Annotated in this window: 14 protein-coding genes; 5 read left to right on the top strand and 9 right to left on the bottom strand. The window is 64.9% G+C overall.

Annotation, left to right across the window (positions count from 1 at the left end; translation table 11 throughout):
- Positions 1-101: 101 nt before the first annotated feature.
- Together ACQR13_RS20115 and eno are read right to left on the bottom strand one after the other, a co-directional pair.
- On the bottom strand, positions 102-1,244 hold the full coding sequence (locus ACQR13_RS20115) for a zinc-binding dehydrogenase (RefSeq protein WP_434863131.1): 1,143 nt from the start codon (positions 1,242-1,244) through the stop codon (positions 102-104).
- A gap of 39 nt (positions 1,245-1,283) precedes the next feature.
- The gene (gene eno, locus ACQR13_RS20110) at positions 1,284-2,567 is read right to left on the bottom strand and encodes a phosphopyruvate hydratase (protein WP_315738192.1); all 1,284 of its coding nucleotides are present in this window, start codon (positions 2,565-2,567) and stop codon (positions 1,284-1,286) included.
- A 169-nt stretch (positions 2,568-2,736) separates the two neighbouring features.
- Here eno and queF point away from each other — a divergent pair, with 169 nt between their 5' ends.
- Positions 2,737-3,213, top strand: a complete 477-nt coding sequence (gene queF, locus ACQR13_RS20105) for a preQ(1) synthase (protein WP_316165282.1) — start codon at positions 2,737-2,739, stop codon at positions 3,211-3,213.
- A gap of 25 nt (positions 3,214-3,238) precedes the next feature.
- Positions 3,239-3,544: a hypothetical protein gene (locus tag ACQR13_RS20100; RefSeq protein WP_316165280.1), complete on the top strand. Its 306-nt coding sequence runs from the start codon at positions 3,239-3,241 to the stop codon at positions 3,542-3,544.
- A 314-nt stretch (positions 3,545-3,858) separates the two neighbouring features.
- On the opposite strand, the gene ACQR13_RS20095 is transcribed toward ACQR13_RS20100, so the two are convergent.
- From ACQR13_RS20095 to secG, 6 genes are all read right to left on the bottom strand, one after another.
- Positions 3,859-4,440 carry a hypothetical protein gene (locus tag ACQR13_RS20095; protein ID WP_316165278.1) on the bottom strand — a complete coding sequence of 194 codons (582 nt, stop codon included), beginning with the start codon at positions 4,438-4,440 and terminating at the stop codon, positions 3,859-3,861.
- 736 nt (positions 4,441-5,176) lie between these two features.
- Entirely contained in the window at positions 5,177-6,385 is a 1,209-nt protein-coding gene (locus ACQR13_RS20090; protein ID WP_316165277.1) for an MFS transporter, read from the bottom strand.
- The gene (gene kdsA, locus ACQR13_RS20085; RefSeq protein ID WP_316165275.1) at positions 6,385-7,248 is read right to left on the bottom strand and encodes a 3-deoxy-8-phosphooctulonate synthase; all 864 of its coding nucleotides are present in this window, start codon (positions 7,246-7,248) and stop codon (positions 6,385-6,387) included. Before kdsA ends, ACQR13_RS20090 begins: the two co-directional genes overlap by 1 nt.
- A 117-nt stretch (positions 7,249-7,365) precedes the next feature.
- Positions 7,366-7,692: an NIPSNAP family protein gene (locus tag ACQR13_RS20080; protein WP_316165273.1), complete on the bottom strand. Its 327-nt coding sequence runs from the start codon at positions 7,690-7,692 to the stop codon at positions 7,366-7,368.
- Between the two features lie 198 nt (positions 7,693-7,890).
- On the bottom strand, positions 7,891-9,522 hold the full coding sequence (locus ACQR13_RS20075) for a CTP synthase (RefSeq protein WP_315750932.1): 1,632 nt from the start codon (positions 9,520-9,522) through the stop codon (positions 7,891-7,893).
- 167 nt (positions 9,523-9,689) lie between these two features.
- The gene (secG, locus tag ACQR13_RS20070; RefSeq protein WP_315711638.1) at positions 9,690-10,073 is read right to left on the bottom strand and encodes a preprotein translocase subunit SecG; all 384 of its coding nucleotides are present in this window, start codon (positions 10,071-10,073) and stop codon (positions 9,690-9,692) included.
- 210 nt (positions 10,074-10,283) lie between these two features.
- Here secG and ACQR13_RS20065 point away from each other — a divergent pair, with 210 nt between their 5' ends.
- Complete coding sequence (locus tag ACQR13_RS20065; RefSeq protein WP_315711636.1) at positions 10,284-10,850, top strand: helix-turn-helix domain-containing protein; 567 nt, start codon at positions 10,284-10,286, stop codon at positions 10,848-10,850.
- Between the two features lie 2 nt (positions 10,851-10,852).
- Positions 10,853-11,380 (top strand): GNAT family N-acetyltransferase, encoded by a 528-nt coding sequence (locus tag ACQR13_RS20060; protein ID WP_315711635.1) that lies wholly within the window; start codon positions 10,853-10,855, stop codon positions 11,378-11,380.
- A 27-nt stretch (positions 11,381-11,407) separates the two neighbouring features.
- On the opposite strand, the gene tpiA is transcribed toward ACQR13_RS20060, so the two are convergent.
- A complete protein-coding gene (gene tpiA, locus ACQR13_RS20055; RefSeq protein ID WP_315750930.1) occupies positions 11,408-12,163 on the bottom strand; it encodes a triose-phosphate isomerase in 756 nt (251 codons plus the stop codon).
- Positions 12,164-12,385: 222 nt separating this feature from the next.
- On the opposite strand from tpiA, the gene ACQR13_RS20050 reads away from it, so the two are divergent.
- Positions 12,386-14,293, top strand: a complete 1,908-nt coding sequence (locus ACQR13_RS20050) for a peptidylprolyl isomerase (protein WP_316170138.1) — start codon at positions 12,386-12,388, stop codon at positions 14,291-14,293.
- Positions 14,294-14,298: the final 5 nt, after the last annotated feature.

The raw sequence follows: 14,298 nt of genomic DNA, 5'->3' as shown, positions 1-14,298 counted from the left end.
GCTCCATGCGGCTGACACCGCCCCCAGACAAACGGGGCGGATTGTCTCCGCATGCGGGCCAAACGCAAGCCCGTCAGCAACGTCCGAGGAGCGACGTTAGGTCACTTCTCTTTGTTGGGGTCGATGAGGAATTTTTCGCCGGTGGCCCGTTTGGCGTACGCGGCGAGGTTGGCCGGATCGAGCGCCTCGGACAAGGAAACGACCTTGGTGTAGTGGCTCGCAAAGGTCGTCTTCAGCTCGTCGACGACGCGCTGGCGCAGCCGCTCGGTATCCGCCTTGCCGATCTTCATCAGGAACGGAAACAGCAGCCAGCCGCCGACGCTCCAGGTCATGCCGAAGCCGCGCGTGATCTCGGTCGGGCGCGTGTCCAGGCTGCCGTAGATGTAGACCTGCTTGTGCACGTTCGAGCCGTAGCGGCTGTAGGGATGCTTGCCGGACTTGTTGATCGCGGCTTCCATCGCGTTGAGGATCTGGCCGGCGAGCTTGCCGCCGCCGATCGCATCGAAGGCGATGGTCGCGCCGGTCTCGACCAGCGCCGCGATCAGGTCGTCCATGAAGGTCGGCGCCGTCGAATCCACGATGTATTTCGCGCCGATGCCGCGCAACAGCTCGGCCTGATCAGCGCTGCGCACGATGTTGACGAGCGGGATGCCGTCCTTGAGGCAGATCTTGTTGAGCATCTGCCCGAGATTGGACGCGGCGGCCGTGTGCACCAGCGCAGTATGGCCCTCGCGCCGCATCGTCTCGGTCATGCCGAGCGAGGTCAGCGGATTGACGAAGCAGGAGGCGCCCTCGGCCGGCGTGGTGCCGGCCGGCAGCGGCAGGCATTCGGAGAGCTTCAGGCAGCGATACTGGCTGTACATCGCGCCGCCGATGGCCGCGACCGTGCGGCCCATCAGCGCCTTGGCGGCATCCGAGGAGCCGGTCTTGACCACCACGCCCGCGCCCTCGTTGCCTACGGCCAGGGACTCGTCGAGCCGGCCGGCCATCGCCCGCATCCCCGCCTCCGACACCTTGGCGGTGATCACGGGCCGCTCCTTGGTGCCGGACGCCTGCATGGTCGCGAGGTCCGCCGCGCCGACGAGGAGGCCGAGATCGGACGGGTTGATCGGCGCCGCCTCGATCCGCACCACGACCTCGTCTGGTCCCGGCTCGGGGGTCGGCACGTCGACCAGCGAGAGCTCGAGCTCGCCGCTGCGCCTGATCAACGTCCGCAGTTGCAGGCCCTGTGTCTCGACACCCATGCGTGCCTCCCTTTTTCTTTGCTTTAGCTTGGTCCAGACTCAGGCCAGCGCCTTCAGCGCCGCCCTGCCCGCATACTTGGCCTGCGCGTCCAGCTCCTGCTCGATGCGCAGCAACTGGTTGTACTTGGCGGTGCGGTCGGCGCGCGCCAGCGAGCCGGTCTTGATCTGCCCGCAATTGGTGGCGACCGCGAGATCGGCGATCGTGGAATCCTCGGTCTCGCCGGAGCGATGCGACATCACGGCGGTGTAGCCGGCCTTGTAGGCCATCTCGACCGCGGCCAGCGTCTCGGTGAGCGTGCCGATCTGGTTGACCTTGATCAGGATCGAGTTGGCGCGGCCGTTGCGGATGCCGTCGGCGAGACGGTTGACGTTGGTGACGAACAGGTCGTCGCCGACGAGCTGGCACTTGTGGCCGATCAGGTCGGTCAGCTCCTTCCAGCCGTCCATGTCGTCCTCCGACATGCCGTCCTCGATCGAGGCGATCGGGTAGCGGGCGACCAGATCCGCAAGATACTTGGCCTGCTCGGAGCGCGAGCGCGACTTGTTCTCGCCCTCGTAGACGTACTTGCCGTCCTTGAAGAATTCGGTCGCGGCGCAGTCGAGCGCCAGCATGACGTCCTCGCCGGCGGTGTAGCCGGCCTTGCCGATCGCGCTCATGACGAAGTCGAGGGCTGCGTCCGCCGACGGCAGGTTCGGCGCGAAGCCGCCCTCATCGCCGACATTGGTGTTGTGGCCCGCCTTCTTCAGCTCGGCCTTGAGCGTGTGGAAGATCTCCGAGCCGCAGCGCAGCGCCTCCGCGAAGCTCGGCGCGCCCACCGGCATGATCATGAACTCCTGGAAATCGATCGGATTGTCGGCGTGGACGCCGCCATTGACGATGTTCATCATCGGCACCGGCAGGGTGCGGGCCGAGGTGCCGCCGACATAGCGATACAGCGGCATGTCGTAGGAGATCGCCGCGGCCTTGGCGCAGGCGAGCGAGACGCCGAGAATCGCGTTGGCGCCGATCCGGCTCTTGTTCTCGGTGCCGTCGAGCTCGATCAGGATCTGGTCGATCTGGACCTGGTCCTGCACCGACATGTCGCTGAGCGCCTCATAGACCTCGTCGTTGATGGCTTCGACGGCCTTCAGCACGCCCTTGCCGAGATAGCGGTGCTTGTCGCCGTCGCGCAGCTCGACCGCCTCGTGGGCGCCGGTGGAGGCGCCGGACGGCACCGCGGCGCGGCCGACCGAGCCGTCCTCCAGCACGACGTCGACCTCGACCGTGGGATTGCCGCGGCTGTCCAGGATTTCGCGGCCGATGATGTCGACGATGGCGGTCATGGGGTCCTCTTACGGCGTTTCCGGGTGGGCATTGCTGCGCCGCTTCTACCGCAAGGTCACGGGGGCGAAAAGGCCAAGTGGAGCAGAACTCGCGTCGAAATCACGAACCGGATGACGCACGCCCGGCGATTGGCTAAACGGGCGCCAATCGCGACAGGTGACACGACATATGGCGAAAAGATCCAACACCACCATGACATCGGCCGGCCTTCAGCTGGGCCGCCATGTGGCCGCCCCCGACAGTCCGGAAACGGCAACGCTCGACCGCGTTCCCAATCCGCAGAAGGACACGGATTACCTGGCCCGCTTCACGGTGCCCGAGTTCACCTCGCTGTGCCCGGTGACGGGACAACCGGATTTCGCCCATCTGGTCATCGACTATGCCCCCGGCCCCTGGCTGGTGGAATCCAAGTCGCTGAAGCTCTATCTGGCCAGCTTCCGCAACCATGGCGCGTTCCACGAGGACTGCACCGTCGCCATCGGCAAGCGCCTCGCCGCCGAGATCAAGCCGAAATGGCTGCGCATCGGCGGCTACTGGTACCCCCGCGGCGGCATCCCGATCGACGTGTTCTGGCAGACCGGCAAGCTGCCGAAGGGCCTGTGGGTGCCAGACCAGGGCGTGGCGCCGTATCGTGGGCGGGGGTGAAGCTGATCGAGGAAGGAGGTACGCCGTGAACGGCGCAGTAAAGCATGCCCGCCTGTCGGTGCACTGTCCCAAGTGCACCATAACCGTCACGTGGCCGCCCTCGCTGTCAGCAGAACACAAGGCGAGGATCGCAAGGGAAATCCGCCGCAGTCAGATTGCGGGCCACAAATTGCTCGCCGCCGAGTTCGGCTTCTCCATGGCGGAAGCAAAGGCCCTGACGCTACACGTCACACAGACCGCGGGCACGTGTCACCGCTGCCGCCGTCCCCTTTCCCGGAAGGACGATGTGATCGTCTGCGAGATGTGCCGGTCGGCAAATCTCGACTGGTAGTCGCCGATCGCGCGCGGGCCTGAAGGCCGCCGGTCCCCGGCGCCTCGTACGCACTTTCGCACTACCGCTAAACTACATTATTGAGAAGTGCTTCCAAACCTCTCCCAGGCGGGTCTTACGAGATTCAATTTGCATGGATTTGATCTCTTTCGTTTTTACATCTCTCCCCCGCATCACACATCCTTCTCCGCTTATGACAAACTTGCTTTCCTGCAAAAACGACTTCGGGAAAGGAGTCGCCAAAACGAAATCCAGGAGGGAGGCAAGATCGCTTTTCGATCGATTCGAGTTCTTCTTCGACCCCTTCAACATGATTACCCCGTACATTCTTCCGTTTGAAAACGGGTAGGCTGCATCATCATTGAAGTCGGTATCAAAAGAGACGAGCGTGTATCCGAGCCGCGAGCAGTACTGGAATGAAAGTCGTCAGACCGACCCTGATTGCCTAGCTCTACCGCACTAAGCACCTTCACCTTCTTTTTCCACCAAGATCGCTTCCTAAAATTATCAATGATCGACGCTGGAATATTTTCGTCGAAATACAAGAGCGGCTTCTGCTTGCCCGTTTCGCCGGTGCTTAGCCTAATACCACTCAAGCTCAACCGAGGTGCTTCGGCAACGCCAAAGGTTGCGCCACAAAGGCTTTCAATGACCGCCGGAACGAACCCAGTGAACTCCAAACGCTTCTTTGCTTGGGTCCTCGCGATGGCGTTGCAGCGTCGTGGGACGACCAGCGGTGGCGGACCGTAAATGCGGGTACAGCAGCCGCAGCCCAGCGTCGATCCATGGTTCTGAGTCGCCCGACGGGTGCGTTCCCGTTTGACTTTCCCGTTCTCTGCAACCACCAAACCGCTGCTCCTGAAAGCCGATTTTTCCTGCGCCTTCAAACCGATCACCCCTGTCCAGACCTTCCGCGAAAAATATTCTACTTTCGTTTTATCAGAATTCGTGATTGACTATCGTCGTCCCGTCTCGATCAGAGGGGCGCTTCGCGGTCGTCACGGACGTTGAGGCGGGATGCGGTGGGCGTGTCGGGTTCGCAGCGTGATCAGTCATGCGGACGAACGAGCCTGATACGCCGGCGAAGTCGTATGGTCCTGGCCTCCCGACGCTGAGGCTCCGCTGGCGGTGATGATGATCCGCCGGTCACGGGGGCAAGACAGCCCGGTCCCCGGGGAGAGTACGTATAAGCCGCCCAACCATCGCGCGGGGAATGCCGGGATGTCTCGGCTGAACCTGTGGTTCCTGCCGCCTGCATTTTTTTCTGCAGGCGGGCCATGGGGGCGGCCAGCTCCCGGCATTCCCCGCGCCCTCTTCTCAGAAAGAGGGCATGTCCCAAGGCAAAGCTCGGACGCAGACGCGCCGCGAGATGGCGGCGGTGCGTCCCGCGGCCAACGAAAGCGCCGATATGTCTCAGCCGCGCATCTTCAGCATCGAGAGCGAGAAACGCCCTCGCCGCACTTCCCCAGGACCATCGCAGCTAACGATGGGCATTTTACCCTCGCCCGTCTCCACGTCGTCATGCCCGGGACAAGCCCGGCCATGACAGAGCAACAAATTAGCAGGCGTTGCTGCCGCGACGGGACCATGTCTTCAGATGCAATGGGCCCGCGCCCGTGTCCGACATGGCCGTCAGCTGACCGCCGCATCTGCCGGCGGCCGCTGCCGCAGCAGCGCGGCGCAGGCGAAGCCGAGCACGACCATCATGATGGCGGCGATCAGCAAGGTCGGCTGCTTGCCACCGTGGACCAGGCCGAAGCCGTAGGCGATCGGGCCGACCGTCTGGCCCATGAAGAAGAAGAACGAGTGCAGCGACATCGCGGTCGCGCGCGCCCCGATCGACAGCTCGCTGGCGAACACCTGCAGGCAGCCATGGATCATGTAGAAGCCCCAGCCCATCAGCAGCATGCAGCCGAACTGCAGCTTCCAGCCCGGGCCGAAGGCGAGCGCGGCGAGCTGCAACCCGACCAGGGCAGCGCCCGTGATCATCATGCCCTTGACGCCGAGCCGCGGCAGGAAGTTCGAGACCGTGAACGTGTAGAACAGGCCGCCGACCGCGAAGCCTGCGATGACGATGCCCGCGATCGACAGCGAGGTCTCGCCGAGATCGAACAGGAACGAGGCGATGAACGGAAACAGCCCGAACACGCAGCAGCCTTCGACGAACACCGCCGAGAAGCAGAAGCGCGAATTGGGGTTGGTGAAGATGGTGCGGTAGCCCTTCCTCAGCGCGGCGAGATCGGTGGTCGGCGCATGCGTGACCTTGGCGCCGCGAAAGCCTGCCGCCACCGCGAAGGAGGCGATCAGCCCGAGCGCGCCGAGGATCGCGAGCACGCCACGCCAGCCGATGAAATCGCCGATGATGCCGGATGCCGTCGCGCCGAGCAGGTTGCCCGCCATCGAGCCCGCGAGCGTGCGGCCGATCGCGACCTGCCGCTTGTCGGGCGCGACGAGATCGCTGGTCAGCCCGAGCGCCACCGGAAACACGCCGCCCGAGGCGATGCCCGCGAGGATGCGCGTCGCGAACAGCAGCGGAAACGAGGTGGCGAGCGCACCGAGGATGCTGGCGACGCCGAGCAGCGCCAGGCACAGCGTCATCAGCCGCGCCTTGCCGAACAGATCGGCGGCGGCGCCGATTGCCGGCTGGATCAATGCGTAGATCAGCGCATAGCCGGCGGCGATGCTCGCCGCCGTGGTGATGCTGATCGCGAAATCCTCGGCGACATGCGGCAGCACCGGATCGAGCGCCCGCGTCGACAGCGCCGCCGAGAAGCCCGCCAGCGCGATGATGTTCACCGCTGGTGGAAACTTTCCCGCGGACTTGGCGACGGTCTGGTGCATCAGCGCCCGGCGTCCGCCGACGGCGCCTTGGCGAGTGCGTCGAAGGCCATCAGCGTTCGCAGCAGCCCCTCGAACTGCGCGAGCGGGACCATGTTCGGCCCGTCGGAGGGCGCGTGATCGGGATCGGGATGGGTCTCGATGAACACACCGGCGACGCCGACGGCAACGGCCGCGCGTGCGAGCACCGGCACGAATTCGCGCTCGCCGCCCGAGGACGTGCCCTTGCCGCCCGGCTGCTGCACGGAGTGGGTCGCATCGAAGATGACCGGCGCGCCCGTCGTGCGTGCCATGATCGGCAGCGCGCGCATGTCGGAGACCAGCGTGTTGTAGCCGAACGAGACGCCGCGCTCGGTGACCAGCACGTTGCGATTGCCGGAGCCCGTGATCTTGGCGACCACGTTGGCCATGTCCCAGGGCGCCAGGAACTGGCCCTTCTTGACGTTGACGACCTTACCCGTCGCCGCGGCCGCGAGCAGCAGGTCGGTCTGCCGGCACAGGAACGCGGGGATCTGCAGCACGTCGACGGCCTGCGCCACCTCGGCGCACTGGCTGGCGTCATGCACGTCGGTCAGCACCGGCAGGCCGAGCGAAGACCGGATCTCGGCGAAGATCGGCAGCGATTGCGAAAGCCCCAGCCCGCGGGCCGCCGAGGCGGAGGTGCGGTTGGCCTTGTCGAACGAGGTCTTGTAGACGAGGCCGATGTTCAGCCGCGCCGCGATCGCCTTCAGCGCCGAGGCGACCTCGAGCGCATGCGCGCGGCTCTCGAGCTGGCATGGGCCGGCGATCACGGCGAGCGGCAGGTGGTTGCCAAACTTGACGGAGCCGAGGCTGACGACCGGCGCGGCAGAGATCGAAGCGTTCACGACATCATCCTCATGAGAGCGCGCGACCATGGCCCAGCGCCGGCTGCCGGATCAACCGGCGTTTGCCAGCGAATAGCAGGGTTGCGGGGATCGGTCATCCCAGCCCCTCCCCGGGCTCTATTTCAACGCCGAGAACGCCGTCGGCACCAGGAACTGGCTGGTGATGTTGGCAACGATCTGGCCGTCCTCCTCGCTCTTGGCACGCGCCGAGATCCAGTCGGGATCGGACATGAACTTGGTCCACTTGGTCTCGCGCTCGGCGAGCGATTCCCAGGCCAGGAAATAGGTCAGGTCCTGGTTGGATTCGCCGATCAGGGTCGTGAAGAAGCCCACGGGGCGGATGCCGTGCTTCTCCCACAGCTTCAGCGTCGTGGTCTCGAAGCGCTTCAGCAGCGCCGGCAGCCGGCCCGGAATGCAGCGATAGATGCGGCTCTCGTAGATCATCTGATCCTCCCTGATCTTTTCTGGCTTCGCGCGATCGGGGAGCGTTGTCGCAACAATCGTCGCGGCCGTCAAAGGTCGCGTTGCGCGCCTCGGCCGTCATTGCGAGGAGCGTCAGCGACGAAGCAATCCGGAGTCCCGCCCGCGACTCTGGATTGCTTCGCTCCGCTCGCAATGACGGCACTTGGCGACAAAGGCCTGCTACACAAGCCGGCTCTGCACCACCGCGGCCTGAATGAACGACGCGAACAAGGGATGCGGCTCGAACGGGCGCGACTTCAGCTCGGGATGGAATTGCACGCCGATGAACCAGGGATGGTCCTCGTATTCCACGATCTCCGGAAGCACGCCGTCCGGCGACAGGCCGGAGAACTTCAGACCGTGCTGCTCGAGCCGATCCTTGTAGGCGGTGTTGACCTCGTAGCGGTGGCGATGGCGCTCGGAGATCTCGGTGGCGCCGCCATACACCTCGGAGACGCGGCTGCCGCGCTTGAGCGCCGCAGGATAGGCGCCGAGCCGCATCGTGCCGCCGAGATCGCCGCTCTTCGAGCGCTTCTCCAGCTCGTTGCCACGCAGCCATTCGGTCATCAGGCCGACCAGCGGCTCCTTGGTCGGGCCGAACTCGGTCGAGTTGGCCTCGGTGATCCCAACCAGATTGCGCGCCGCCTCGATCACCGCCATCTGCATGCCGAAGCAGATGCCGAAATACGGCACGTCGCGCTCCCGCGCGAATTGCGCCGCACGGATCTTGCCCTCGGCGCCGCGCTGGCCGAAGCCGCCGGGCACCAGGATGCCATTGACGTGCTCGAGGAACGGCGCGGGGTCTTCGTTCTCGAACACCTCGCTCTCGATCCAGTCGAGCTTGACGCGGACCTTGTTGGCGATGCCGCCATGCGACAGCGCCTCGATCAGCGATTTGTAGGCGTCCTTCATGCCGGTGTACTTGCCGACGATCGCGATCGTGACGTCGCCTTCCGGGTTGCGGACGCGCTCGTTGATCGTGTGCCAGCTCGAAAGCGCCGGCGGCACCCGCGGCTCGATGCCGAACGCGGCCAGCACCTCGTCGTCGAGGCCGGCGGCATGATAGGCCTCCGGCACGGCATAGATGTTGTCGACGTCACGCGCCTCGATGACGGCGCTTTCGCGCACGTTGCAGAACAGGCCGAGCTTGCGCCGTTCCTCCTTCGGGATCGGGCGGTCGGTGCGGCACAGCAGGATGTCAGGCTGGATGCCGATCGAGCGCAGCTCCTTGACCGAATGCTGCGTCGGCTTGGTCTTCAACTCGCCGGCGCTCGGGATGTAGGGCAGCAGCGTGAGGTGGATGTAGATCGCGTGATGGCGCGGCAGCTCATTGCCGAGCTGCCGGATCGCCTCGAAGAACGGCAGGCCCTCGATGTCGCCAACGGTGCCGCCGATCTCGACCAGCACGAAATCGTACTCGTCATTCCCGGACAGGACGAAATCCTTGATCGCATTCGTCACGTGCGGGACGACCTGGATGGTCGCGCCGAGATAGTCGCCGCGCCGCTCCTTGGTCAGGATGTCCTGGTAGATCCGGCCCGTGGTGATGTTGTCGGCCTTGGTCGCCGGTCGGCCGGTGAAGCGTTCGTAATGTCCGAGATCGAGATCGGTCTCGGCGCCATCATCGGTCACGAACACTTCGCCGTGCTGATACGGCGACATCGTGCCTGGATCGAGGTTGAGATAGGGGTCGAGCTTGCGAAGCCGGACCTTGTAGCCGCGGGCCTGCAGCAGCGCGCCTAACGCGGCTGAAGCCAGACCCTTTCCGAGCGAGGAAACCACGCCGCCGGTGATGAAGATGTACCGCGCCATGGGACCCTACCTTTAATGCCGCGCGCTCGATTCGCCAAAACGAATCGCTTGCAGCCCGCAACGCTGTCGCGGGCCTGTGGGTTACTTCAAAATCTGAATGGTCTCAGGTACTTGAGACCGCCTCATGACGCAGGACGCCAATTGCGTTCCTGCATGGCTTATCCGCGTTATTGCGATTGCGGTGCCTGCGGCGCAGCCGGAGCCGCGGGAGCCTGCTGCTCGTCGGCCTTCTTGAGCTGGTCGAGCACGCCGCCCCCGGTCGGCGCCACCGGCGTCGCACCGCCTGACTGGGTCTGCCCAGGCAAGGTGCCGAGAATCGAGGTCGGCTTGCGATCCAGACCCGCGAGCCAAGTCAGCGCCAGGCTGGTGAGGAAGAAGAGGAGTGCCAGGATCGCGGTCGTGCGCGTTAACAGGTTGGCCGTGCCGCGGCTCGACATGAAACCGGCGCCGCCGCCCATGCCAAGGCCACCGCCCTCGGATTTCTGCAACAGCACCGTACCGATCAGGACGGCGACAATCATGAGGTGGATGACGATCAAGACAGTCTGCATGGTGACCTTCCGTCACAAGCCCTCGCAGGCCCCGGCCGGAGGCCGGGATCGCGAGAGCTTCGCGGGCTATTCGGAAATTTGCGCGGTGTTACACGATCATGTCGGGCAACGCCACCCCGCAGATAATCGCAGCCGCGCTTCTCACAAGCGCTGCCGCGCCGCCCGTCGTCGAGGCTTGCCCGACCATCCATTTTCTACTATTAGAGACATATGGATCAAATAATAGACGACTTCAGCCAGCGGCTGGCGCGCCGCCTGCTGCTGGAACGGGACAGCCGCGGCTGGTCGCTGGCCGACCTTGCCGAGCGCTCGGGAGTGTCAAAGGCCACCATCAGTAAGATCGAGCGCGCCGAGGTCAGCCCGACGGCGGTCATCCTGGTCAAGCTGGCAAGCGCGTTCGATCTCACGCTGGCCGGCTTGATGCTCCGAGCCGAGGCCCAGTCGGAGCGCCTGTCCAAGGCGGCCGAGCAGCCGGTCTGGCGCGATCCGGACACGGGCTATGTCCGGCGCCAGGTCTTTCTCAGGCCGGATCATCCGATCGAGTTGGTGACCGTCGAGATGCCGGCGCACCGCAGCGTGACCTTGCCGGCCTCCTCATACATCCACATCCGCCAGCTTCTCTGGGTGCAGAGCGGGCAATTGACCATCACGGAAGGCGCGGAACGCCACGTCCTCGGCCCCGGCGACTGCCTCGGCTTCGGCCCACCGATCGACACCACCTTTGCCAACGAGTCGGACGCACCCTGCGTCTATGTCGTGGCGCTTGCCCGGAGTTGAGAATGTCCGCGATTCGAATTGCATCCCTATCGGACACACCGGTCGTTCGAAGCGCGCTTCGCGCCATGCTGATCGAGACGGTCGCCGATGGTGGCTCGGTCAGTTTCATGCACCCGCTTCGCGAGGAGGATGCCGACGCCTTCTGGCGGGAATCGCTTTCGGCCGCGGCGCGCGGCGAACGAGCCGTTCTTGGCGCCTTCGACGGCGAGGATGTGATCGCGACCGTCACGTTGCAGCTGAAGCTGCCGCCGAACCAGCCGCACCGCGCCGAGATCGCAAAGATGATGACGCGCATCAGCCACCGCAAACGCGGAATCGCGACCGCGCTGCTGCGCGCGGCCGAAAACCTCGCCCGCGCGCACGGTCGGACGATGCTGGTCCTCGATACCGCCGAGGATGGGGGCGCCTCACGGCTTTATGAAAGCGTCGGCTTCCAGCTGAGCGGAACCATTCCGGACTATGCCTTGAAGCCGCATGGCGGCCTTACCGGCACGAAGATCTATTGGAAGCGAATCGAACAGGCGGACTGAGGCGTGCGCTTTCGCTCACGTTGCTTCTCAACAGCCCTTCGCAATGGCGAGAAAGTCTGAGGCTTTCAGGCTGGCGCCGCCGACCAACGCGCCGTTGACATTCGCGACCGCCATCAGCTCGGCCGCATTGGAGGGCTTCACCGAGCCGCCATAGAGGATGCGCGTCCGCGCTCCCTCCTGCTTGAAGCGATCGATCAGCAGCTCTCTGATAAAGGCATGAATCTGCTCGACATCCTTGGCAGTCGGGGTCAGGCCGGTGCCGATCGCCCAAACCGGCTCATAGGCCACGACCAGGTTGCCGGCCCGTGATTCCTGCGGCAGGCTGAGGTTGAGCTGGCCGCGCAGGATGTCGAGCGTCTGCCCTGCATCGCGCTGCTGCTGGGTTTCGCCGACGCAAACGATCGCGACCAGCCCGGCGCGCCACACCGCCTCGGTCTTCTGGTGCACCACAACATCGCTTTCGCCATGATCGGCACGCCGCTCGGAATGGCCGACGATGATGGCGGTGGCGCCAGCATCGGCCAGCATCTCCGCCGAAATGTCCCCGGTATGGGCTCCCGACGCCTTGGGGTGGCAATCCTGAGCGCCAACCGCGATCGCGTGGGAGCCGCGCGCCCTTTCGGCGAAGCCTGCCACCAGGGTGGCGGGAGGACAGACCAGCAGGTCGGCCTTTCCGGTGACCTCGGCGGCTCCGGCCAGCATGGCGTCGAACTCGGCGGTCGAGGCCTTCAGGCCGTTCATTTTCCAATTGCCGGCGATCAGCGGCCGGATGCGGTCGGTCATGGCGGGATTCCAGCAAATGTTGTGACAGACATCGGCTAGCAGAGCCCTTCGACGAGCACCAGAGCGGGAGCCGTCTTCCCACCGCTTCAATCGGCCTCAGGGCCGAGGTTGCGACCGGGCGGCCGCCTCTTTATAAGCCGTTTCAACTCGGTGACGGCCTTTTGCGGAATCTGCTTTAAGGCGCGGCCTCTTCATCCTTTTTCCTGCAGACAGACTGGACCCATGCTTCGAGGATTACGCAAGGCCTCATCAAACTGGCTCGGCAAGACCATCATGGCGGTGGTCATGGGCGTTTTGATCGTCAGTTTCGGCATCTGGGGCATCGCCGACATCTTCCGCGGCTTCGGGCAGTCGACGGCTGCAACCGTGGGACGCACGGAGATCTCGGTCAACGAGTTCCGGCAGATCTATACCGACCGGCTGCAGCAGATCGGCCGCCAGCTCGGTCGTCCGCTGACCACCGAGCAGGCCCGCATGTTCGGGCTCGACCGCTCCGTGCTGCAGCAGACGATTGCGGAAGCCGCCCTCGATGAGCAGGCTCGCCGTCTCGGTCTCGCCCAGTCCGATGCGGAGACCATGCGGGTGATCCTCAGCGATCCCAACTTCAAGGGCCCGAACGGGGCGTTCGACCCGCAGCGCTTCCAGGCCATCATCCGCAATTTCGGCTTCACCGAGCAGCGCTACCTGGCTGACCAGCGCCGACAGTCGCTGCGGCGGCAGATCACCGGCACGATCGCGGCCGGGCTGGAGCCGTCCAACACGATGCTCGAGGCGCTCGGCCGCTTCCAGAACGAGCAGCGCTCGATCGATTACATCAAGCTCGACGCGGCGCAGGCCGGCACCATCGATGCGCCCTCGCCCGAGGTTCTCGCGTCCTATTTCGAAGAGCACAAAGCCCAGTTCAAGGCGCCGGAATATCGCAAGATCTCCTTCGTCGTGGTGACGCCCGAAGAGATCGGCAAGTCGACCGACGTTTCTGACGAGGACGCCAGGAAGCTGTTCGACCAGCGCAAGGCGCTGATGGGCACGCCGGAGAAGCGCCAGGTCCAGCAGATGACCTTCCCCACCATGGAGGAGGCACAGGCGGCGCGCGCCCGGATCGCCGCGGGTGAAGTCACGTTCGACGAGCTCGCCAAGGAGCGCAACCTCAACCCGGCCGATCTCGATCTCGGTCTGGTGACGAAATCGGCGATTCTCGACCCTGTCGTTGCCGATACCGCCTTCTCGCTGCCGACCGGCGAGGTCAGCCAGCCGGTCAAGGGCGCATTCAACGTGGCGCTGGTCAAGGTCAGCGCGATTCAGCCGGGCCAGCAGCCCGAATATGAGAGCGTCGCTGCCGACATCAAGAAGGAGATCGCAGCCGACCGCGCCAAGTCGCAAGTCGCCAATCTTCGTGACAAGATGGAAGACGAGCGCGGCGGTGGCGCCAGCGTCGCCGAGGCAGCCAAGAAGCTCGGTCTCAATGCCATCACGCTCGAAGCCGTCGACAGGTCCGGCAAGCAACCCAACGGCCAGCCCGTTTCGAACATCCCGCTTGGCCTCGATGTCGTTGCGCAGGCCTTCACCAGCGATGTCGGTGTCGACAACGAGCCGATCTCGTTCCGCGGCGGTTATGTCTGGTTCGAGGTTCTCGGCATCACCCCGCCGCGCGATCGCCCCCTCGACGAGGTCAAGGATCAGGTCGCCGCGCGCTGGCGCGATGACGAGGTCGCCACCAAGCTGCGCGCAAAGGCCACCGAGCTGGTCAAGAAGCTCAGCGAGGGCGGCAAGCTCGCCGACGAGGCGGCATCGCTCGGCGTGAAGGTCGAGACGGCCAGTGCGTTCAAGCGCGACGCCTCGGTGCCCGGCGTCCCCACCGGCGCGATCACCGCCGCATTCCGCACGGCGAAGGACGGCGTCGGCCAAACCGAGGCTGATGGCGGCCGGCGGTGGATTGTGTTCCGTGTCACCGACATCATCGAGCCTAAGGTCGACCTCGCGTCCGAAGATACCAAGAAGCTGAAGGACCAGTTGCAGCGCGCGCTCGCCGACGAGCAAGGCACGGCCTATGTCATGAAGCTCGAGAAGGACATCGGGACGACGATCAACGAGGCTGCGGTGGCCCAGGTGGTCGGCGGCAACAATCAGTGACGGTT

It is taken from the genome of Bradyrhizobium sp. HKCCYLRH3059, assembly GCF_051168035.1.
Classification (GTDB): domain Bacteria; phylum Pseudomonadota; class Alphaproteobacteria; order Rhizobiales; family Xanthobacteraceae; genus Bradyrhizobium.
This window is presented reverse-complemented; position numbering and strand designations above follow the sequence as displayed.